The sequence below is a fragment of the Paenibacillus sp. V4I3 genome, from assembly GCF_030817215.1.
Lineage (GTDB): Bacteria > Bacillota > Bacilli > Paenibacillales > NBRC-103111 > Paenibacillus_E.
Genome location: NZ_JAUSZA010000001.1, coordinates 7,974,914 through 7,997,681, shown reverse-complemented (window position 1 = coordinate 7,997,681; position 22,768 = coordinate 7,974,914). Strand labels below are relative to the sequence as shown.

Sequence of the window (22,768 nt, the reverse complement as noted above, 5' to 3'; positions counted from 1 at the left end):
TTTGATTAATAAGGCTTCTTGCTAAACTAACGGGCAGATTACATTAATAAAGGTCCAGCGAATTGGTTAGGATATCCTAATGAGGTGGGACATATGAATCGCAAATTCTTTATGGTTTTGTTTATCATGTTGATGACTTTATTTTTACCGATTGTTCGTGCTGAATCACAACCTGCAGAAACTAATAATCAGGTTCAAAGGTTGCAAGAAAAGGTAGATGAATTAACCAAAAGATTGAAAAGACTAGAGCCTGATAAGCCCCGGAATTTCTTTCAATCTGATTTTCAACATCTCGATTTACCAAAAGTGATTTATCCAGTCAAAGATGTAATTCAAAGTGGAAAAGAGCTGCATTATGAAATAGGATTGGATGATCGCAATTGGGAACGTCCCGTTTATAATAAAAACTGGCATTCTACATTTTGGGGAGGCAGATGGAGTTACGTTCCTGGAAACTTATACGATACTACGCACCGCATATTTATTGGATTTCAAAGTGCTGGAATTTGGTTTGGTTTAACCAACTCACTTGGACTTGAAGAGGAATTGCATAATGTTAGTTTCCCAGAAACAAAAGTAAATGAAAAAGCAGTGTTTGTTATCATGCAGGCTGATGTTAAAAAAATAAAAAACAAAGGTAACCAAATAGTTATAATTTCTGAACCAAAAAGATCTGGTTTGCAGGTTCTAGCGATTAAAACTTCTGACCTGTTGCCTTTAAACCCAAAAGAAGCTTATCTTATCCAATTAGTAACTCCAGATGGATACGAATATGATTATAAAGTGGATCCTCTGTAGTGTATTGCGCTAACGCAGAACGATAGTGAAGGAGCTTGCATCGCGGCAGCTCCTCTTTTTGCTCATTTAACTACCATGAAAGAACGAACTGACTTTAATGCTCTGTGGTGCAGAGGAAGGGATGCATGGATGGCTAACGGGCAGGATACTTGAATAACCTTACGGGTAAAATACCCAAAAAAGGAGGTGTTTTTCCTATGTTTTGGAGGGGATTAAAAAATTCAATCATACTACAGCTTTGCGTATTTCTGATTGTAATTATTGCTGCTATGTCAGCATTTGATGATTCGGTGGTAGCAGCTCCTAACATAGGAGAACTGAAGAATATAAGCCCATATGATCCGAATGTTGCCCCCCAATGAAAACATAGCTTTGATGAACGAGGCAATGTTGTTCGAACTTTACTCACGAATAGAAAAGGGGGTCATTTTGAAGTTCTGGGACGTTAGAGCTTCATCCTATGAAATAGCTGGTGTAAGAAAGGATGGCCATGGTGGTTTCAATGTAAGGGTTACGGGATATGTAGAGCATGGAGCAGTCGTTGATTATGTTGAAATAATTTTTGGCTCGCCGCAGTTCGGCAGTGAATTAGTAGTAGAGAATATAATAAATACTGGAACTAAAAAAAAAGTGAATTAAACAGGGAACCGACTGCCGCGGGCAGTTGCTCCCTGTTTTTCATTGAACAGGCAGTTTATCAGAATAATCTTAAGTACATAAACCTGCCCAAAATGAGGAAAAACAAGTAGAGGTGATTGTATGAGTAAAAAATTGATGTCGATTCTAGTTCTTTCCATTGCGGCTATATTATCAGTTCAGTTAGCAATTGCTCATCCGCATGATGAAGCGACTAAAGGGAAGGATTCGATCGAATGGATTGCTTTTTGGGAGTTTCCACAAACGCGAGAAGAACAATTGGAGCGTATGTTGACAACCGAATTGCAAAGGAGGACACTATTCGCTCTCGAAGAAAACAAATACTTAAAACCAGGCAAAGAATACCTTTATAGTTTCGAGCCATTTAAAGTAACGAATATGAGAACAGTTGATGGCGGTTTTTCTGAATTGGATGTCACGGCAAGTGTTCACAGAGTAATTAACAATGACATAGAAAAAAAAGCAGAAAAATTTCAAATCACATTTCGTCACAACTATGATTTAGGATTTGTTGTCACAGAATGTAATAGGATAACAGAAAAAAATGATGGTCAGTAAGAAGGGGAAGGGGAAGGGAAAGATATAGTTTGATTGTTTTCCTTTTTATTACTAACGGAAAACTTTAGTACAGGAGCTGCTTCGAGGCGGCTTCTTTTTGATTTCATTGAAGTAACGGAGATAATGCAACTATAATAATCTTATTGCGTCTAATAATTCTATACTGCTTAATTAAATTAGATGATACTCAAATTTGGAAAGGAGGACTTAATTTGCCATCAATACAAGCGATAATAAACTTTCTTGTATTCCTCATATTCCTCACTTCTATCTATTCGTGGTTTCAAATATCTAAAATTTACAATGAGGTAAAGAAAATTAGAGAGGATTTGAAAAAAAATAAGTAAGCAAGCGACAGTCAGACTTCCGTAAGGGTGACGTGGACATCCAGTTTCTTTTTCTTACACGAGCGAGTGATGGTTGCATTATCTCGAATCCAAGTCAATTGAGCTAACGGAAAACAAGAGTTAAGTAAATGTAACATGATTGAAATCTTATTTTCATGTGGCATTAATGAATCATGCTTATAATAAAGGTCGACCCCCTTTAAAATATAAAACTTAGACCCTCAGCCCCGTTGCTGTGGGTCCTTTTTTTGCTATTCAACTAAAGGTACTTATTTAAAAATAATCAGAAAATAGGCTAAGCTAACGGAAGACGTTAGCGCAATAACCAGGTAGCAATTCGCCACACGGCAGTTGCTACCTGGTTTCGTTAAAGCGAGCAATAAAAGATATTACTCTCTCGATTGAACTTATTTAATTTATTACGAATCGACTGCTCTTTCATACTTTAATAATTTGATACCTTTTCCATATTGGATTAGTTGGGGTTTTACATAAAACGTTAATCGATCAAGGTGATCAACATCGTTAGGTCTTACATAAACAACAATAACAAATCCATCATATCCCTCTTGCAGCCCGTAACTTATTTTATTTTTCTCATATCTATTTTCATAGCCGTAGCCCCCCTGAGAGATGTTATACTCCATTTTAATCGATTCCATAATGTTCGGTCCTAGACACGAGCTTACAAAATCTTTATACCACAGGAAAGACTTCTCTTCAGGAGTGAGTGGATTACTCTGATTGCCTTCTGCAGTATTAGGGGCTAAATTAAGGAATAGAAAGGCTAAAACCAGCATCAATAATGATTTTCTCAAAAATTAATCATCCTCTCTAAATTAGGTTTTATGGTATTATTTGTAAAATTTACGGAAACTATTCGGAGAATGTGGCCGATTATTAAGTTAACTGGGATCGATAGCTGATAGAGAGACCGCGGCAGCCTGCCAATGATCGATCGGCTGCCGTTTCCACGCTAACGGGCAGATTACTTCAAACGTTACTATCCTTAAAGAGCAATTTAAAGTAGGAATTGGATTTCATATAGTTTTGGTATAAAATGGAAAATAAGTTAAACTATTTTGGGGTGGATGGTGTTTATGTTTTGAAGCTAATATGGAGAATAGGCGCTTCTTTGATACTGCTATGGATTGTTTTTTTGTTAGTACACCAAGGGATAGTCTTACTACAAAAAATAAAAGTAGAAAAGAATACCGCCGCGTTTTTGAAGGCCGTACAGTCGAAAGATTTTGGTAAGGCTGCAGAGTCGTATGGAAGCCCCATCGATCTCGAAAAAATGCGAAAACTCCATGAAGAAGGTTTCCGGTTGCTGAATTACGACAACATTAGAGCTGATTATGATGATGGATGCGTCTGTTCCGTACACGCAGACCTAACTTTTAAAGTCAACGGTGAGCCCTTGAATGTATCGGCAGTTGTTTCCGTTAGTTCGGGAAATAAGCCTGGTCAAATTTGCGCTATTACACCCTCAGGCACTGTGCGGGGCTCCATTCCTATGTTATCAGAATGGAATTTGATTGCCTGTGGGAGCGGCTCATTTTAAGATGGCATATGACAATATGATTAAGCTAACGAGGAACGATAGCTTCATAACAAAGATCAAACAGGCTACCGGTGATAAACTCGGTGGCCTGTTGTGCTAACGGGCAGTATTCTCAATAAAAAATGTAAAGTCCTTTGGAAATTCCTGTTACAATGAAAGTAAAACGTTTTAGAAGAGGTGTATATAACCGTGCATGCCTTCGTACGAAATGACGACATTCTTGGTGATTTGTTTTTACCCGAACCTGAGAATGCCAATGGAGTTGGAATCGTTTGGTGCCCAGGTCTACCCAATACACCTATCGCAGAAGATATGGCAATACCTCTTTCAAATGCTGGATTTATTGTTTTACAAGCAAGGTATCCAGGGAGTTGGCAAAGTTACGGAAAGTTTGGTCCTTCAAGCTCAATACAAGGAGCAATTAAAGGACTAGAACTTCTTTCAAAAGGTAAAGCAACAGATTTAGCTACTGAAAAGGCGGTTGAATGGTCATATAATCGACTTGTGTTGGTAGGGAATAGTTATGGTGGTGGGGTAGCGGCAAGTACGCTTGCATTGACAGACTTAGCTGAATCAGCGGTTTTATTTTGCCCATTACTTAAACCAGCAAATCAAAATACAAATACAACTCAGCCTGAAGACGACCTAACAACACTCTTGCCGTATTTAAAGAGATGTCATGAAAACGTTTTTCGGGATATTGATGAGAGTGAGTGGAGTGACTTTTTAAGAGGTAATAGTGTTTTAAATCCATCTGTATACATTGAAACCCTACGTAATCGTAAAATACTTTTAGTTCATGGTCAGGAAGACAAAACTATTCGCTCCTTCCATACAGAGAATTTTTATAACAATTTAATTGCTGTCGGGGCGACAAAAACTGAACTCCTCTTGGTTGATGGAGTAGGACATGGAAAAGCCCTGCGTTCAAAAAACTTGGGATTATTGGACGAGCTGGATATTAAGCTAAACCGAGGGACGGAGAACTATAGCTCAATAAGTTTATGCTGAAGAAATGATCCTTTTTTGCTATAACACCATTAAATGGATGCTGTAAAGGGATGGAGTGAACAAGATGAACGGATATATTTCAGTAGAAAATAAGAAGATTTATTATGAGGAATATGGCGATAATAGTCTGCCGACATTCTTATACCTACATGGAGGACCTGGTGTTGGTTCGTATGACTTCAATCTTACTCAAGCTCAACGGCTATCCCCTTTTATCCATTTAATCTCCATTGACCAAAGAGGTTGTTTGCGATCCGATGCGATTGAGGAGATCGAAGACTTTTCTATACAAAATTTAATCAATGATTTCGAATTTATAAGAGATCATTTTAAAATTGATCGTTGGGGGCTTATCGGGCATTCCTTTGGAGGTTATTTGGCTGTTGAATATGCTTATCAATTCCCTGATGTGATTGAACAGGTGGTTTTGGAATGCCCAACATTTGATATGCTTGAATCATTACAGTCAGTGGTCAAGAAGGCTGAGAAGTTATATAGAGAAGATGGTCAAGACAAACTTGCTGATCGGTGTAAAGACGCATACAACTACTCTAAACAAGAGTTATTTAGTATTTTCAATGAAATTTCCGAGAAACGTGATCAGGTTTACATTCGATCTCTAAATCCCCATTTTTTCAACGACATTGTGGAACAGTCGGAAATTCAGCACTATGATTGGCAAAAGCAGAAAATGTTTCAGAATAAAATTAACGATCAAGTTCTCAAACAACCAGTCCTTGATAAACTTACAAACATCACTTGTCCTGTATTGTTGATTAAAGGTAAGTATGATCCGATTTGTAGTGAACTTCAAACAGAAGAGTTTTTAAATAAGGTACAAAATAGAACGGTCGTTATTTGTGTCAACTCTGCTCATATGCCTCGTCATGAGGAACCAGAATACTATGCAGAAGCAATTCAGGCATTTGTTAAGAACACTCCGCTTCGTTAAACTCTAACGGAGAACGAGAGTTAAGTAATTGTAACAAAAATGAAATCTTATATTCATGTGGCATTAATGAATAAAGCCTATAATAAAACTCGACCCCCTTTAAATATAAATACTCAGACCCTCAGCCCGTTGCTGTGGTTCTTTTTTTTACTATTCATTTAAAAGGCGTATAGTGGAACTTACCTGAGCTTTACTTCGTCTATTGAAATATGTCATTAGCAATAAAGAAATTGGTCATGAAGTGAAAGAAAACGTGTATTGAAGGGGGGAACTAATGAGAAAAATCGTTGTTGTTCCATTTATCGTTTTGATTATAATTGTCATGTCTGCTTGTAACCCAAATTTAAATGCTTCAAATAGACAGTTGCTTAAGGCTGAAGATATATCGTCATTACAGGTTGTCGGGGTCTTGTCAGGAACGAAAGATTCCCCTTTGGTTCAAAACAATGATGGAGCTGGGAAAACCACCATTTCAAAAATTATTGGGTGGATAAACGCTTCAAAACCTATCAGTGGTCAAACGGAATATGGAAAGCATGGCTACCCAATGGTAATAAGCTTAAAGACGAATGATGGCAAGATGATAACTGTTGAACCTGCGTATGACTGTGTTTCACAAACAAATGCCGACGGCAGTGGTTCAAAGACCTGCACCCCAGCTAAAAGTGAAATCGTTCTAAGTATTGATTCGAACAAGATTCGAGCAAAATCACCAGAAGTGTATAAATGGATAAATGAAGGTTGGGAAGAAGAAAAATAAGAACATCTAGATGCTCGTCTGCATCATTGTCTACGCAAACGGAGAACTATAGTTGAATAAGCATCAATGAATGAAGCTGCCGGCACGATCGGCAGCTTCATTACGTTAACGGGCAGATTTATGAAAGCATTTTAGCAGGTACTAGAAGAAGATAGTACTAATTAAATAAACCTAAATACTGTATAGTTTGTTGTGAGGAATTTGACAGATTCGCCTTGCTGCGGTTTTAAGCATGATAAGTAAAGAAGCAAGGGGTTAAAGACTTGATGAAATTTGTTTAGTGAACGTATTTTACAAGAATAGGTGATTATTATGAGGTGGCCATGGTATTTAATAACTAATATCATCATGTTACTTTGGTTACCTATATGCATAGGTATAAGTTTGGTTCTATTAATGAATTGTGCTTTTTTATGTGGCCCCCCAAAATTACAAAATATAATTCTAGTCATACTTCTTTGGATACTATATATAAGTACTGCGATTTATTTGAACTATTTATGTTTTAAAAATCTGAGACATTTAATTATTCCATTTGAGTCCATTCTTTTTTTGTTTGGAGTGGCTCTTTATATGATGGATATGTAAATCTTATGATTCATTGATTCATTTGGTGAGCCGTATCACAAGTAAAAAGTGTACAGATCATTCAACTAACGGATAACGATGATGATGATTACCGATGGTTTAGCTCATTTGATAGAGAAGAGACTTTAAGTCAATTAGAAAAGTTATCGAAAAGGATGTGATTATTGGTGAGGGTATTCAAATTTTTTAGTTTTTGGCTTACTTTGTTTGCATTAGGTATTTGTTTATATAATCTGTCTGGCTATGACGATAAGAACTTATTGCTTTTTATGACAAGTCCACTTTTATTGGTTTTAGAAGATTATTCATCTTTTTTTAAACGGTTCTTATCATATCAAATGTTAATATGGTTATTTTATTTTCTGAATGTGTTTTTTTGGTGTTGTATCGGATTGATTATTGATTCAATTATCCACTCTACAAAAAGGAAAAAAATATTAATTTATCTTTCTAGAATAGGTATAGTTTCTTGCGCAATCATACTAATATCTGTCTTGTTTTACTCATTTCAAAACTCAGAGAAAGAAATCAGTAATATTCTTAAACATCCGGACAAATACAATGAACAATCCATTCGAATAGCAGTTGTTAAATCGGCAAAGGAGGGATACGGCGAACAATATGTTGATGAAATGGCAACGATTCTGCAAACAACAAATAGTCAAGAAATTTACGGTAGTACCATATATGCACTCGGAATAATTGGAACACCGAATTCAATAAAAGTCATTGTAGAAAATCAGAATGATTCCGATATTATAAGTTACTCGCTGCAAATGAATGAGAATATAATCATATCAATGCTTGATGTAAACCAACCGCAAAATATGATTAACGCTGGTATACAGGCAGCAAAGTTATTGGAATTTAGTTCATTTATTCAGCCACTAAGCAACATTAAAAATAATTATCCCAACAATGAAGTTCAAGCAAGAGCTGCGAAAGTCTTAAAACAGATAAGTGAAAATCCGAAAAAAAACAATCCTAAATTCAATATTGATTAATACGAAAAGCTTGGAACCAAGAAGGGCTGCCGATAATTCGGCAGCCTGTTAACGGGCAGTTTAGTGGAAAATGATTCATGTATTCAATCACAGTGAATACATGCTAAAGTGGAATCGCCTAGCACTGTAACGGTCAGTTTAGAGGGGAACAATATGAAAAAACTAATAAAATGGATATTTCCATTAGTTCTGGTATCAATAATTACTAGTTGTGATGAGAATGCGGATATTTCAAGAAATACGACTCCGCCCAATATGATTGGAAAAATCACCGCTATCGACAACAACGAAGAAAGGTTTCTAATTGTTTCATCTGACAAATTCCTAGATCAAGATAAGAAAACGCCAGAAGCCGCTTGGTATAGCATGTTGGAGAATGCAGATATAGAGTATAAAAGCGTTTAAAGCCGAAAACGTAAAAATTGGATCAACGGTTAAGGTGTGGAGCGATGGTAATATGTTATTTACTTACCCTGGAAAAGCATTTGGTATTCGATTTGAGATTACTGCCATTGATCCTGGTAAAGGTGATATTAGAGGAAGAGTCACAGGTGTAGAGAGAACCGGCGAGGGTGTTAACGAGATTTGGTACGTAAATGTGGATGGGGTAAAATATCGACTGCTTAAATTCACACAAGTATGGAAAAAGGGAGCTCGTTCGAATTTCACTAGCATCAAGGTGGGGGAGCAAGTTAAGATTTGGTTCGCCGGGTATGACTTAATAGGTTTTGAGAAGTTTGTGACGCAGGTCGTTATCTCCTAATTAAGATTGCATTTTTTTAGTCATGAAAAATTCACCTCTAAAGGTAACATGCTCAAGTGGTCGGGAGATTATAAGAAAAGCACATCCATGCGGTTGCCGAATGGCAGTCCTTTTTTACGCTAATGAGCAGTAGAGTTTCAATTTCTGAATTATGGAAAAAATATATGAACGGAATATTACAACTAACTCGGAGGTGGAGGTTTGACCTTACGGCTGATTGGTGCCATTATTTGCTGGTTTATCGCTTTCGTTTTTCTTACATTAGGCATAATAGTTGTTAAAAGTGAAAAACGCAAACAAGATACTATTGCCAAAGAATTAAAATTACGTGATATTGAAGGTGTTGCCGATTCATTTTTTGTATGGATAATCTTTTTTGTCGTTAATTCAATTGGTGCGTTATTAAGAGCATTACCTTGGTGGTTAGTTAAAGTTATTTATATCCTACTCGGTATCGGGTTTGTGTTTTTAGGTATTAAGTGTATGGGCTGGTCGGATTAACTACAGGAAAACTATAGAGCGAAAAGCAACAAAGGGCAGCCGAACGATTTCGTAGCCCTGTTACGCTAACGGGACACGATAGCTAAATAAAGACACCGTGGCAGTTCATGATTGAACTGCCTTTTCCACACTAACGGTCAGGATAATTCTGGTAAACACCGAATTTACCAAACTAAACATGAATTAATAGTAGGGGGGAGTCCATGAAAGAGATGCTAAACATACGAAAAGCTAATATAAATGACCACGAGTTTTTAGTGCTAATCGACTTGAAAAATGATGGGTATTCACTTTCGGATGTAGTTAGTATGACAGAACAAGATAAAGAGGAGCACAGTAAGAAAATAGCAGGGTATCTCACTGACTCTGATAAAGGTGCATTTGTAATTGAGGATTTGGCTTTAAACCAATCGATTGCAATGATAATGTATTCCATAGAGGCCTGTCCCAAGTAGCATGGGTAGGCCGTCCTATTAGTTAAACGTGACATTTACCGTATAACCAATATTCTTAAAAAATTCCTTTAACACTTTTTCTGCACTTTTCTCTGCAGTATCTAGTAAACCATCAGAGATGGCTTCTTGACGAATTTGCTCTTGTGCCTTAGCGGCCAGGTCAAACCCCTCATCCCATTTAATATCACCACGGAAAAGCCCACCATTGTCAAAGGTTTGTATTTTATCCATCTGTACTGATGGGTCCTGGATAAGCTTTGCATGAGGAAGGGTAATATCTATTTCTTTTGTTTCTTCATTAATAACCATGTCCTTAGAAGTAATCCCTTTCAAATCAACACCAGCAATAACCGTCGCAGGTACAACTAATAGTAGTTTTCGCTTTGTTCCTGGCAGATTAATAGAGATGTCTTTCCCGAAAATCTTATTATCCTCTTGGCTTAGAACCACTTTCATATGAGCTTCAGCTGTTGCCAATGTGGCAAGCTCTTGAACTTGTTCAACAAACGTGACAGACTCTTGTTTGAAGGTACTGCCCGCAAATAGCCGCCAAATTCCTCCTGAAGTGATGACTAAAAAAACAAGGATGGCAAAAATGATCATCAATCCAAGAACTTTTAAGAAAGACTTAAATATTCCTTTCGGTGGAGATAAAGATCTTGAGTTATGATCTAACGCAATAGTTGCAGCACTTTGCTGTTGTGCTTCCTTTATTTCTATTAATTGTCTTTCTAGCTGTGCAATTTTTTCGTCTTTTTCTTCTATAATTTCTCTATTTGTATCCATTTTTCCACCTTTCATTTTTACCATTACAATGTTTATCCTTTTAATCTACTAATCTATTATGTGAGGAATTATTTATATAATAGCACACATAAAAATCTAAAAAAGTATTTATTTCCACTTTCCCCTGTCCGAGACTCAGTAGAAACAGGCAACAAGCACATTGATTTCCTCATCGCTGATCTACTTTCCTTTGGCGACATTCAACGTATGGTTGAGGATTTCCAAGAAGAAATATGATCGACTTGATGTACTGATTAATAATGCAGGTGCAATATTCAGCAAAGACAGAGAAACTACGAAAGAACTTCTGCTCGGATAATTAATACGTCTTCTGCAACACATAAAATAGCAAGCAAACCAGACTTCAACAATTTACAATTGGAAAAAGGCTATACTTCATCGAGAGCGTATGCCGCATCTAAATTGTATATCATTTGGGTCATAAGGCATTTGGCAGCTGAATTGAAGAAGAAAGGCATTAAGAAAAAACTGCAAACGTTCTTCACCCAGGTGCGGTTGCAACTCGATTTGTACAAGATAACGACAAAGGCTTCATCAACAATTTAATTTTTAAAATCGCACTCCCATTCATGTCTAAACCTGAAAAGGGAGCCGCCACGACCGTGTATCTGGCAACGGCCAAGGAAGTAGAAGGAGTTTAAGGTAAGTTTTTCGGAAATAAGAAAGAGGAGAAACCAAAAGGCACCCAATATTCCGTAGAAAATGAAAAAGCGATTTGGGATTACTGTATGGGCGTAATTAGCCCGTATTTAAAGCATAAACTTAAAGAAAATTTCGCAACTAAGAATATTTCAACGTCAAGTTCATTCATCTACCAACTGAATTACGCTCCCTCGGTATGATTTAATTTCCTCACGCAAGCTCGTGTATTCGCAGGATTTCATCCCTTTTGGATTCGTTAGAAGAATGAAGAGAGTCAGGGGTTATTATGCGGACCCATTAGAAGGCGTGCGGGAATAGAGGTGAGGGTACCACACCCATTTAATTCCATATGCTGCACGTATTCTCCACGGTGCCCTTAGCGATTTTCGCTCCCATGTCTCAACGGGTCTAAGCCCTCTCATTCCTTCGTTACATCTATCTAAGGGGTGGAGGCCGGTTTTTCTAACGGAACGGGTCTGAGCCCTTTTGCGTAACGTATCCCGATACTCCGTGTTTTCTTTGTAATCCTGCGAATATACCAACTTGCGTGAACAGGTTTAATGTTTTTAAGCTGCTAGTGCAAAGACTTTATCTGGTTTGTATGCTTCTTCACTACGTACCATACCTACTAAAAGTCGAGCCAACTTTCCGCATAACTTCAAAATTGATTTCATTTTTTTCAGCTTTTTTACCTGAACATTATGTTGATGCAAAGCCTTAAATTCTTTGTTATTCATAACCATGCACATCGTGATTAGGTAGAGGTAGTGTCGGAGGCGTGGCCGTCCTCGTTTACTGAGCGTCATCTGACCCTTCCATTTCCCAGAGCTTGCCTCGGTCAGATTAAGGCCTGCGTGACGCAGCAGTGTGTTTCCGTGGATATAACCGCTGAGATCACCTGACTCCCCTAAAACACCAGCTAATGCAATAGCACTTATGCCAGTTATGGCAAGGATTTTGCCTGCATAGGGGATTCGTTCAAGTACGGCTTTGGCTTCAGTTTCGATTCTCTGAAGCTGTGCGTTCGCTAAGTCATACTCTTCAAGAAGATGCTTAAGATGGAGTTTGTAAGCGTGTGATGCCTGGGTAGAACCAACGGTTTTTTTGGCAAGATCGATGAGCAACTTAGCCCTACGGACACCGGAGTGTCGTTTCATGGACGCTTTCCATCCCGTGATCACATCGGTAGGCTCTAATTTACATAGATCTGCGGGGAGAGGAAACAACCGAAGAGTTAGCAATGCACCTTTGCAAGTTAAGATTTTAAAGACTTGTCTAAGTTCAGGGAACACAATGTCGACCCAGCGATGGATTTGATTCACTGCGCTTACAAGGCGTTTAACAACGGTCTCTCGATTTGCCATAAGGACCCGCAGCTCCTCGTATTCAGCGGAATGAAAACGGACAGGGGAATAGTAGCCGTTTTTCACCATGTCTGCAATGACAAGTGCATCCTTTTTGTCACTTTTAGATCGTGTATTGTCGCGGTTTTCTTTGTTCTTTTTAACTAGATGAGGATTTACGAGCACAGCTTCAATCTGGTTATTTTTAAGCCAATGTGCAAGGCTAAGCCAGTAATGTCCTGTTGGCTCCATACCAACGATTATTTGGCTTAGCTTGTACGAAGCTAGCAAGTCTCGGATCCAGCGATCAAGAGATCGAAAGCCGACTTCATCATTACTAAATTCCAGTGGATTACCCAAAGCAATACCACGGAAATTAACAGCTCTAGCAACGTGGGTCTCCTGAGCGATATCTACACCGACAATAAGGTGATTAGAGGTAATGTTTTCAATGAGTTGATTTTGTTTATCTTGTGCTTTAAACTTCATAGTAGAGCGACCTCCAGATGTGGGATTTTAAGGGCTGTAGACCCGTTACGTACTCCCATCGTACAGAGGCGCTCTTTTTTATTCAAACTCCAAATTATTCGTTCCACAGGAATTCTAACGGGAAACGATAACGCGGCGATGGGTCCGAACCATGACAAAGCACAAGAAAAAATAGACAATTGTTGGGTTGACTTAGAAACTATAATTCAAATGGAGGCACTAAATGATTACATACAAAGAGGTTGATGAATCATACTTTGACAAATATGATAGTGTTCCTATGCTTGTTCATGTAAAAAGTAAATTCATTTTGATAAAAAATGATAATGGTCTAGGGGGAATTCTACTAAAAGAAGTTCCTGTTGAAAGTTATATTAAAGATCTAGGATTATACGAAGAAGCAAAAAAATATAAGGAGAAATTTGATATAACAAATTGGGCTTTTTTTATGGCGTTTGATGATGAACTACCCATCGGTGCAGCAACAGTGGTTTCAAAAACAAAGAATGTTCAAATGCTTGACGGTAGGGATGATATAAGTGTGTTATGGGATATCAGAATCAATGATCGTTATAAGCAACAAGGCATTGGTACAACGTTATTCCATATGGCTGTAGAGTGGTCTAAATTCAAAGGGCTAAAACAAATGAAAATTGAATCACAAAATAATAATGTTCCAGGATGTAGATTCTATCATAAACAAGGCGCTGTATTAGGAAAGATTGACGAATATGCATATTACAATGACAGTGAGGCGAAGGATGAAGTTCAACTCATATGGTATTTAGATTTATAAGCAAAACACTTCCAAGTCATGTCATTCAGCTAACGGAAACTATAGTTGAATAAACATCAATGGACGAAGCTGCCGGCACTATCGGCAGCTTCGTGACGTTAACGGGCAGATTTGCTCGGTGCCATAACTGCGTCATACCCAGCTCAGGGAAAAGCATCGAAGGTCGCTAATTCCTACATACAAAAACTTGAAAAAGCAACCCTGTCTCAAGATCAAGTAATACGTAAAGCACTACTCATAAATAAGGATATTTCAAGTGTAAACATACTTGTTATCAAAAATGTGATTTATGATGAAAAATCAGCGGTTTGGACTATCCAATACAAAAGTGCAATTATTATTACGGATGGTTCAATTGAAGAACATAGTGTACAAGTTCCAGATTACATTAAGCTCCCTCTGTGAACGATAGTTCAATTATGAAACTGGCCGCCGCGCAGAGCCTTCTTTCGCTAGACAATCACCACTAAAGAATCACAGAAAGAAAGCTAAACGCCGACGCAGTTAGCTCTTTTTCTGTAATTCTTCCAATTTCTTCAACAATTCACAAAAATGTTCCATTTCATTGATCTCGTATTGTAGGATGGAGGATAAACTAATAACAGGAGGGATCATTATGCGGACATTGTTTATATTATGCTTGATGCTAGTCGCTTTATCAGGCTGCTCAGAAAAAGTTGTTACCGATACTGACACAGTTCCGACTATTCAAAGAGTTCCGGTAAATGCGAATTATAAGATATATTACCATCGTTCCGATAACATGGATCGTGGGCATCATGATTATTATTACGAGGAGCTCGTAGTTGATCCAGCTTATTATAACAATCATGATGTAAAACGGGGAGACGTTGTATATTTAGAGAGCGTAAGAGAAAACAGTAAGCTCCCTGAGTTTGATATTTTAAGAGTTGTAGCGCTTCCAGGTGAACAGGTAAGCATTAATGCCGGTCAGTTATATATTAATGGCAAAAAACTTGATACATTCTATGGAAAAGCACATCGTTTAGGTAACGATACCGAGGAATTAAAACAATTCATGAATAATGAACCAAACAACAGCAATGTGAAAAATGCCTTGGATTTCTTACAAAACATAAATATAGATGAGATTAAGGTACCCAAAGACCACATATATCTAATTGGTGATGATTGGTTTCGAAGTGTAGACAGTCGGATGTTCGGTTCCACTGAAACGAATAAAATCAAGGGTAAGGTTCTCGGATATATAGAGAAACATAAATGGGAAGCTAGTCCCACCTTTGAAATGGCTTCAGAAGGGCAAAAGGAATCCACCAGACTTCGCGGGGAAATAGGTAAGTTAGCTATTGTTGATATTTCATTAACTGCAGGCAAACCTTATCAAAACTTTTGGTTCTTTTGGGGGAAGTCCGATGATTTACGGGGCGAATTCAAAGTGATCGCTGTAAAAAAGGGTGAAGAACAACGCAGGACTGTTTTTTTTGCGGGTGGCTTAAGCGGTACATTTAGATCCGCCGATGCATCTGTTCCGCCTTCGAATATGACCATTCCTACTCCAGGTTTATGGAGGTTGGAGGCATACATTGGGGATAGGTATTTTGGTAGTATTGTAGTTGATGTAAATTAAGCTTATACATTAACAAGTAGAAGGATGAATTCTATGTACTGGAGGGGAATTATTATGAAGTATATTTTGTTTTTTGTGTCAGTATTAATCTTACTTGCGGGATGTTCGAATGAATCGAAGGTTACATCTTTTAATAATGGAAAAACGCATTTTGATATTAAAAAGTTACCAGATGGACTTTACTTAGAACCCCCGACAAGCAAACCTAAAATTGATGAAAAAACTGCAATTGAAAATGCAAAAAAGACTTATATTCAAGGTGGAAATGTAAGTCAAGTAATTATTGAATACCATTTGGTCAGTTTTAAAGGTAAAGAAGTAAATATAAGTAAACAGCCTGCCTATATAGTATCAATGAAGTCACCACATCCAAACGATGGTGATGATTATGCAGACAATGAAATTTGTGCAATTGTTGATGCTACAACTGGAGATGTTTATAAGCAAGCATTTACATATACTGACCAGGTTGTACCCAATAAGAAATTAGACATTAGAGAAAATGTCAAGGTTGTAACGGAGTGATTGTTAAACTAACGGAGAAAGTACGACAAGTTCTGCTATAAGCGCCAAATTGCGTGAAAAGCAGGAGATTACAAGAGTAATAATCTTAACTTTACAACCGAGGATGGGAATGACGGAACCATGTATCCTGGAACCATCCCGCCAATACTCCTGCACGCGTCATGTTTAACAGAATATAAGGTGTGAAGTTCAGGTAGATCCGACAGAACGAAGGCTGGAGCCATTCGAATGGAAAAGGTATGCCAACGGATATGTCGCGTGGCTGAAAGATTGAATATGGTGAGAATGCTCGCACAGAAGCGAACTGACGAACTTCCGAATGTACAGGTCTACAGTTAGAGCATGCGGAAACGTATGTACCATCAAACGATGGGTGAGAGGCGTAAAGTAAAAATTTTCTCTATGAAATACGCTATGCCGAACAATGGTGGCATCGATCTCACAGGCTTAGAGGAAGCACCTAAGTTCAGAACGGATAGCTAAGTTGTAAGGGACTTGGAAAACAAGGGACGTTGCAGGAAGGGCTGTTACCCGAAACGGTTGCAATAAGGCACTTGCCGAAATGAATTTATCCTTGTGAGGGCAGGGGCACGACTGATGAAGCCTCTGTAATCGAGGTGGAGGAACAGCCCCAAGTCTAATTGAAAAGAATGATCATTTTCCATACGTGAATTGCACCGATCAGGTAGGAATGTGGGGACATCGCTTCATTTAGGAGGGGTGCCACAGTGCAAGCTTTACGAAATTGGGAGTATTACGGCATGACGGAATCTTTTACGGATTTGTACGAAAGATCAGCAAACAAAGAAAAATTTTCACACCTCTATGAGATCATTACATCGAGAGAAAATATTTTGTTGGCTTATCGTACGATGAAGTCCAATAAAGGATCAAAGACACCAGGAACAGATGGACTAACCATCAAAGACATCGAACAACGACCCGAATACGAATTAGTTAGTGAAATCCAAAACAGACTGCAAAACTATCGCCCCAAGAATGTCAGACGGAAGCTTATCGAAAAAGACAACGGTAAAATGAGACCGCTTGGCATCCCATGCATCCTCGACCGCATCATTCAACAGTGCTTCAAGCAAGTCCTTGAGCCCATAGCTGAAGCCCAATTTTACAATCATAGCATGGTTTCAGACCCCTTCGATCGACACACCATGCCATGGCAAGAGTCCAATTTCTCATCAATCAGGCGTCGATGCATTATGTAGTCGACATCGACATATTGGGGTTCTTCGACAACGTCAACCATACCTTGCTCGTGAAGCAACTTTGGAACATGGGCATTCAAGATAGAAAGGTTCTAGCATGCATCTCTAAAATGCTAAAAGCGGAAATCGAGGGGGAAGGGATACCTTCAAAAGGAGTACCTCAAGGGGGGGTGTTGTCAACACTGCTCTCGAATATTGTACTGAACGACCTCGATCATTGGGTGGCTGGTCAATGGGAACTCTTTCCCCTGACACAACCTTTCAAATCTAGGGAGGGAGAAAGGCGCGCGAAAATACGCTCTAGTCTGAAAGAAGGCTATCTGGTGCGCTACGCCGATGACTTCAAAATCATTTGTCGCGATTGGAAGTCTGCCCAGAGGTGGTATCATGCGGTAGTTCTGTATCTTAAAGACCGTCTGAAACTCGACGTCTCACCAGAGAAATCACAAATCATCAATCTGCGAAAACGAGAGTCGGAGTTCCTTGGATTTACAATCCGAGCAAACAAAAAGGGTCAAAAACGAGTGGCACATACGGGCATAAAAGCGAGCAAGAGACAGAAAATCAAAAGCGAAGCTAAGAAACACATTCTCAAAATGAGGACTTCGCCAACCGCTCTAAACGCTGCGCGGTTCAACAGTTTTGTTTTAGGAATTCACAACTATTTCAATCGGGCAACACATGTTAGTGTTGCGTTCTCACGTCTTGCCTACGATCTGCGAGCTTTCATGTACAATCGTCTCAAACAAATCGGGAAATACGAGCACCCTGCAAACCCACCGCCAACGTACAGTAAATTTTACAGCTTGGGGTACAGGACTTTCAAAGTAGCGGATGTTTATTTATATCCTCTGGCTAATGTGAAAACAAAGAATACGATGGGCTTCAGTACAGGGCTCTCGCTCTTTACCACAGCAGGCAGAGAGCAAATACACAAAAAGCTTCGACCAGATTTACGTCAGGAAATTTACTTACTAACGAAATCTAGCATCCCGAATCAAAGTGTTGAATATATGGATAATGGAATTAGTCGGTACAGCATGAAGATGGGGAAATGCGAAATTACAGGCATGTATCTCTTCGCATCCGATGTTCACTGCCACCACTATATCCCGCCCCACGCAGGTGGAACCGACAAGTTTAACAATTTGCGCATCCTCCACAAAGAGGTCGGGCAACTTATCCTTCAAACACAAAAAGAGACGATTGACGTACTCAAGAATAAACTGGGTTTAACGGAATTGATGATGATTCAGATCAACAAATACCGTGAAAAATATGCATTAAAACCAGTTTAACATATCCCAAATCAATGAGTAACGAGGAAGTTATGATTTAATAAATTCAATTAGATGGAACGCGGAGTACTGGGAAACTCGTACGCTCCGTGTGGAGCAGGGGAAAAGCTGGAGATAACATCAAATGCTTACCTATTGCAAACCGATAGTTCAACTACAAAGTGAGGCTGCCGCGAAATTGATCGGCAGCCTCATTAAACGGGCAGAAGGGTTTAATATAAGTAGTTCAAGGAAGTGATTCAGTGGATAGTGAAGAAAAAGATAAATACGATTTAGTCAGGGCATTCCCGCGTGATTTAAACAAAGACGTACGGCAGGTGTTGGACATTATTCCCCAGGAATCACATCTTACTTTTTCTTATTTTGAGGAACTGAGACTATCGGAGGAAGCTCTATATATTCCGTCTCGAATTTATTATGATGAACCTCCCCAGTCACAAATTTCGTCTCTAACGGTTGATCAACAAACCATTCTTTATACCCTGTACACACGCCACCACAACGGCTATGTACGGGAAAAGAATGTAAAAAATGCAATCGCCAAGGCAGCGGAGTGTTCTTGGATAACAGCTTATCTGATGCTCATAATCGGTGAATATGTAGAGGAGATCTTACAGGTTATCCATCAAAATCGTTCACTGCTAAACGCAGACTTCATAAAAATTTTTGTAGATGAAAATCCCAAACTTTATCGAACAATTCAGAGTCGAGTGGTGAGTTATTGGAATTGTTATTATCGATGGAAGTATCCTAAACCTGAACAATATGTCGGGTTTCAAGTCCTGGCACATTTGAAACGTTTATTAAACTAACGCAGAACGATAATTCAATAACAAACATCTAGAGGCTGCCGCGAGAATGACCTGCAGCTTTGCTGCGCTAACGGGCAGGATAGTTTGATCGACTTCACGAATACTTCAAGAAAGGAGATGGGGAAGTTTCAATGAAAATGAAATTCAATAAGAAAAGATACATAATAATTCCAATAGTTTTAATTGCAATAGGCTATTTGCTGTACACAATGTTATATATAAATATTTACGGTTTTACAATAAGGAAATCTAAAATCCAAGATATTATTGTTTATACATCAACTGATACCTACCAAATTAACAACAAAGAACCTCTTGAAAAAATTTTAAATGAAATGTCTAAAATGAAGAAAACAACAAAAATAGAAAACAATTTTCCACCAGGCGAGTTATATTCTCAGATGCCAAAAATTCTATTACAAGAAGGAATTAATAAAGAAACTAATTCTACTTATGGTGGTAGCTTGTGGAATGTAGGGAATCAAATTTGGCAAGATAGTAACGGATATTATTGGAATGTAACATCTGAGGTTCTCGATCTTATTAATGAATCTATAAAAGATAAAGAAACGATTAAACTGCATTAGGGAGAATTATCAAAGAGGAAGATTAAGCTATCGTGTCCCTATAGCTCCATAATAATTGTATATATTTAGCTAAAAGGTTATTCAACTAACGGGTAACGATAGCACAATGACGAACAGGCTGCCGGCTTCTTCATCGGCGGCCTGTTCAACTATCGGGCAGAATAATTGAATAACATATGGTGAAAATGTATATATAAAAAATTTATAAGGGAGTTCTTATGGATGGATTTTGGAATAAGGCATTCAGGTGGATAAACATCATTTTCATCCCTGCAATTACAATTTTGATTTTAGCGATTACTGGCTATAGATTTCACAAAAATGAATTAGAGACAAATTCCCCAGATGTTATATTTTTAGTGGCACTATTGTTTACCCTTATCATAGCAGGTAAAATCCGCAGAATCATAACGTCAGGAAGTCTTTTTATGTCAACAACTTTTTTAAATATATCGATAACAGCGATTGTTGTGGTATCCGTTTATAGCCAACATTATTTTGGATTTAAAGGTTTGCTGTTTGAAGCAATATTGCTAGTGGTGTTGGTGATGCTGTTATATGGCTTATATAAAATTATTCATAAGGAAACGTGATTGAAGTTAGTTCGGCGTTCAACTAACGAGGAACTATAGTTCAATCACAATCAACGGCAGCCGGCACACGATCGGCTGCCGTTATCAGTTGGAGCAACGGGAGTTTAGAACAGCAAAATGCAGTGTTATAATAAAAATCGTACAACTGACATAAGGAGGCTGGATAAAATCGTGGATTTAGATTTATTACGAGAAGCAATAGTAAGTAACAACATGGATACAGTTGAAAGTATGTTTGAGGAGATAGGCAGAAATAAACTACAAGAGGCCATTCCTCTTCTTATAGAATATTTAAAAAGCACTGAGAATAATATCTTGAGAAATTCTATTGCAATTACGTTAAGTGATATTGGGAACGATAAAGCCGTTGAACCTCTGATAGATATGATAAATCACCCAAAAACATTGGGAGCAAGAGGTACTTTGTTGTTTGCACTAAAACCATTTGATTGTTCTCCACATTTAGAGACACTGGTTTACCATTTGATAACAGGCAATTTTGAGGTCCAACTTCAAGCAAATGAACTGATTGAAGAGATTAATTTAGGGGTATCGGATGAAGTATTATTAAGATGTATCCTAAAAGTAAAGGAAGGAATAAACGAAGTAGAACGCCAACATGAGATACTTTCAGATACATTAGAAAGGCTATTTACCCTCAAGAAGATATAATCAACTATACTTCTTATTACGCTAACGGGGAACTTTAGCTCAAACAGAACGAAACGAGGCTGCCGGCAAACGGCAGCCTCGTTTCGTTAGCAGTTTAGTGGAAAAGGAATCAAGCGGTAATAATAAACTAAATTATTGTGCAGACGGGGGACTTTGCTTCCTTGAATTCCTGAATAAAAAGTAAATATGAGGCGAATAATTGCCTAGTAATGAAATCCACCTTAAGGAGACTTGCAATGACAGAAAACAACCAGTTTGATGAAGTCGAAGACTTCGTGAGCTTTGAAGCTATGTCGGCTATGACTGCTGCTGAGATGCCAGATGAAAACCAAAATCCTGATGATTATGATCCGAAGAAAGATAATCAATTCGATAATCAATTCTTATATCCGCCGATTAATCCGCATCCCCGAAATGACTTAGAATAAAATGTCATCTGCCAATGTACCCCGACAATTAGTATCCGATGAAGTTTGGTTCTCGTCAAAGGGAACGATAGCTCGCTTGAGGCTGCCGACAATGCAGCCTTTTTTTCACTTTCGGGCAGGTTACTTCAAGTTGATTTGCAGTAATTACAATAGATGAATCATACTTCTGGAGTTTACTTTTTTAGGAATTATTTTTTAACCCACACACCATACTAAAGTTATATTTGAAAAGTAAATGGAGGTTAAATATGTATCAGAAAATAATTTGCTTTATGCTTGTGTTTTTTTGCTTATCGTTTAATTTAGTAAACAATGTAGAAGCTCAAAAACTCAAAGTGCCAGATCCGTATATAAAAAGTACAGAACAATGGTCGGTTCAGATTGGTAATCCCATTTTGGACGAAAAGGATATGGCAAAACCTAAGTCTGATATTGCTAATATGTATAGTTTAGTAATAACAAATACCGGTGAAACACTAAATAACGTAATAGTTGAGGCGTACAGGAATGATCCAAATTCGCCCACGAAATATGGACTATTTTCGAATCCCCTTGGAATTGTTGAACATGGAAAGGTTGCATTTCAACATAAAAATTTTCCAGTATCGGTCAAAGCTGATCAAGTAGAGATTGTTATATCTTGGGAGGATTCACCAACAACTAAAAACGGTATAAAAATTCAAGGCAGAAAGTATAAACAAACATTTGCCTTCGGAGTAAACCGGGACTAGGAGAACATGTCTTATTTTAAAGATTACCCGTGTTCTACCGGAAAACGTTAGTTAAATTACGACATGGTTGCATAGGAAAAGTCATCCTGCTAAGGAATGGCTTTTTCAATACTTGCCGTTAAAGACAGCGCGGTGAACCGTATCATAAGTCATTGCGCTAACGGAGAACGATAGTACAACGACAACAGGCTTCCGGCTAATCGGTAGCATGTTCAACGAAGAACTATCGTTTAATAAGACAGCGGCAGTCTAGGA

26 protein-coding genes are annotated in these 22,768 nt (G+C 38.2%); 23 read left to right on the top strand and 3 right to left on the bottom strand.

The genetic code is table 11. The features are described from left to right. The first annotated feature begins 93 nt into the window (after nt 1-93). From QFZ77_RS36945 to QFZ77_RS36935, 3 genes are all read left to right on the top strand, one after another. On the top strand, nt 94-798 hold the full coding sequence (locus QFZ77_RS36945; RefSeq protein ID WP_307448742.1) for a hypothetical protein: 705 nt from the start codon (nt 94-96) through the stop codon (nt 796-798). Between the two features lie 429 nt (nt 799-1,227). After that, nucleotides 1,228-1,437 carry a hypothetical protein gene (locus QFZ77_RS36940; RefSeq protein WP_307448739.1) on the top strand — a complete coding sequence of 70 codons (210 nt, stop codon included), beginning with the start codon at nt 1,228-1,230 and terminating at the stop codon, nt 1,435-1,437. 120 nt (nt 1,438-1,557) lie between these two features. Then, complete coding sequence (locus tag QFZ77_RS36935) at nt 1,558-2,013, top strand: hypothetical protein (RefSeq protein ID WP_307448736.1); 456 nt, start codon at nt 1,558-1,560, stop codon at nt 2,011-2,013. Between the two features lie 766 nt (nt 2,014-2,779). Here the strand turns inward: QFZ77_RS36935 and QFZ77_RS36930 are convergent. After that, nucleotides 2,780-3,178, bottom strand: coding sequence for a hypothetical protein (locus QFZ77_RS36930; protein WP_307448734.1), 399 nt, complete (start codon nt 3,176-3,178; stop codon nt 2,780-2,782). Nucleotides 3,179-3,420: 242 nt separating this feature from the next. Between QFZ77_RS36930 and QFZ77_RS36925 the strand changes: the two genes are divergently transcribed. The 9 genes from QFZ77_RS36925 (at nt 3,421) to QFZ77_RS36885 (ending at nt 9,958) form a co-directional block, all read left to right on the top strand. Beyond that, the gene (locus QFZ77_RS36925) at nt 3,421-3,924 is read left to right on the top strand and encodes a hypothetical protein (protein ID WP_307448732.1); all 504 of its coding nucleotides are present in this window, start codon (nt 3,421-3,423) and stop codon (nt 3,922-3,924) included. A 189-nt stretch (nt 3,925-4,113) separates the two neighbouring features. After that, complete coding sequence (locus QFZ77_RS36920) at nt 4,114-4,935, top strand: alpha/beta hydrolase family protein (protein WP_307448730.1); 822 nt, start codon at nt 4,114-4,116, stop codon at nt 4,933-4,935. Nucleotides 4,936-4,999: 64 nt separating this feature from the next. After that, nucleotides 5,000-5,887, top strand: a complete 888-nt coding sequence (locus tag QFZ77_RS36915) for an alpha/beta fold hydrolase (RefSeq protein WP_307448727.1) — start codon at nt 5,000-5,002, stop codon at nt 5,885-5,887. Nucleotides 5,888-6,161: 274 nt separating this feature from the next. Next, the gene (locus QFZ77_RS36910) at nt 6,162-6,647 is read left to right on the top strand and encodes a hypothetical protein (protein ID WP_307448724.1); all 486 of its coding nucleotides are present in this window, start codon (nt 6,162-6,164) and stop codon (nt 6,645-6,647) included. Between the two features lie 755 nt (nt 6,648-7,402). Then, the gene (locus tag QFZ77_RS36905; RefSeq protein ID WP_307448721.1) at nt 7,403-8,239 is read left to right on the top strand and encodes a hypothetical protein; all 837 of its coding nucleotides are present in this window, start codon (nt 7,403-7,405) and stop codon (nt 8,237-8,239) included. Between the two features lie 153 nt (nt 8,240-8,392). Further along, nucleotides 8,393-8,644 carry a hypothetical protein gene (locus QFZ77_RS36900; protein WP_307448718.1) on the top strand — a complete coding sequence of 84 codons (252 nt, stop codon included), beginning with the start codon at nt 8,393-8,395 and terminating at the stop codon, nt 8,642-8,644. 52 nt (nt 8,645-8,696) lie between these two features. Continuing rightward, the gene (locus QFZ77_RS36895) at nt 8,697-9,002 is read left to right on the top strand and encodes a hypothetical protein (protein ID WP_307448715.1); all 306 of its coding nucleotides are present in this window, start codon (nt 8,697-8,699) and stop codon (nt 9,000-9,002) included. A gap of 201 nt (nt 9,003-9,203) precedes the next feature. Then, nucleotides 9,204-9,503 (top strand): hypothetical protein, encoded by a 300-nt coding sequence (locus QFZ77_RS36890; RefSeq protein WP_171647389.1) that lies wholly within the window; start codon nt 9,204-9,206, stop codon nt 9,501-9,503. Nucleotides 9,504-9,706: 203 nt separating this feature from the next. Beyond that, on the top strand, nt 9,707-9,958 hold the full coding sequence (locus QFZ77_RS36885) for a hypothetical protein (protein ID WP_307448709.1): 252 nt from the start codon (nt 9,707-9,709) through the stop codon (nt 9,956-9,958). An 18-nt stretch (nt 9,959-9,976) separates the two neighbouring features. Here QFZ77_RS36885 and QFZ77_RS36880 read toward each other — a convergent pair whose 3' ends face one another. After that, nucleotides 9,977-10,768, bottom strand: coding sequence for a DUF4230 domain-containing protein (locus tag QFZ77_RS36880; protein ID WP_307448705.1), 792 nt, complete (start codon nt 10,766-10,768; stop codon nt 9,977-9,979). A 1,205-nt stretch (nt 10,769-11,973) separates the two neighbouring features. Further along, entirely contained in the window at nt 11,974-13,239 is a 1,266-nt protein-coding gene (locus QFZ77_RS36875) for an IS110 family RNA-guided transposase (RefSeq protein ID WP_307448702.1), read from the bottom strand. A 223-nt stretch (nt 13,240-13,462) separates the two neighbouring features. Between QFZ77_RS36875 and QFZ77_RS36870 the strand changes: the two genes are divergently transcribed. From QFZ77_RS36870 to QFZ77_RS36825, 11 genes are all read left to right on the top strand, one after another. Next, nucleotides 13,463-14,035: a GNAT family N-acetyltransferase gene (locus QFZ77_RS36870; protein WP_307448699.1), complete on the top strand. Its 573-nt coding sequence runs from the start codon at nt 13,463-13,465 to the stop codon at nt 14,033-14,035. A 616-nt stretch (nt 14,036-14,651) separates the two neighbouring features. Beyond that, entirely contained in the window at nt 14,652-15,644 is a 993-nt protein-coding gene (lepB, locus tag QFZ77_RS36865) for a signal peptidase I (RefSeq protein WP_307448697.1), read from the top strand. Between the two features lie 54 nt (nt 15,645-15,698). Beyond that, entirely contained in the window at nt 15,699-16,169 is a 471-nt protein-coding gene (locus QFZ77_RS36860; protein WP_307448694.1) for a hypothetical protein, read from the top strand. Between the two features lie 728 nt (nt 16,170-16,897). Next, nucleotides 16,898-17,392, top strand: coding sequence for a hypothetical protein (locus QFZ77_RS38100; protein ID WP_373462710.1), 495 nt, complete (start codon nt 16,898-16,900; stop codon nt 17,390-17,392). Continuing rightward, complete coding sequence (locus tag QFZ77_RS36855; RefSeq protein ID WP_373462709.1) at nt 17,344-18,690, top strand: group II intron reverse transcriptase; 1,347 nt, start codon at nt 17,344-17,346, stop codon at nt 18,688-18,690. Before QFZ77_RS38100 ends, QFZ77_RS36855 begins: the two co-directional genes overlap by 49 nt. Nucleotides 18,691-18,932: 242 nt before the next feature. Beyond that, nucleotides 18,933-19,502 carry a hypothetical protein gene (locus QFZ77_RS36850; RefSeq protein WP_307448691.1) on the top strand — a complete coding sequence of 190 codons (570 nt, stop codon included), beginning with the start codon at nt 18,933-18,935 and terminating at the stop codon, nt 19,500-19,502. A 131-nt stretch (nt 19,503-19,633) separates the two neighbouring features. Beyond that, a complete protein-coding gene (locus QFZ77_RS36845; RefSeq protein ID WP_307448688.1) occupies nt 19,634-20,089 on the top strand; it encodes a hypothetical protein in 456 nt (151 codons plus the stop codon). Nucleotides 20,090-20,307: 218 nt separating this feature from the next. Beyond that, nucleotides 20,308-20,682, top strand: coding sequence for a hypothetical protein (locus QFZ77_RS36840; RefSeq protein WP_307448685.1), 375 nt, complete (start codon nt 20,308-20,310; stop codon nt 20,680-20,682). Nucleotides 20,683-20,853: 171 nt separating this feature from the next. Next, entirely contained in the window at nt 20,854-21,354 is a 501-nt protein-coding gene (locus tag QFZ77_RS36835) for a HEAT repeat domain-containing protein (protein ID WP_307448683.1), read from the top strand. Nucleotides 21,355-21,590: 236 nt separating this feature from the next. Then, a complete protein-coding gene (locus QFZ77_RS36830; protein ID WP_307448681.1) occupies nt 21,591-21,782 on the top strand; it encodes a hypothetical protein in 192 nt (63 codons plus the stop codon). A 248-nt stretch (nt 21,783-22,030) separates the two neighbouring features. Further along, nucleotides 22,031-22,513, top strand: coding sequence for a hypothetical protein (locus QFZ77_RS36825; RefSeq protein ID WP_307448678.1), 483 nt, complete (start codon nt 22,031-22,033; stop codon nt 22,511-22,513). Nucleotides 22,514-22,768 lie beyond the last annotated feature (255 nt).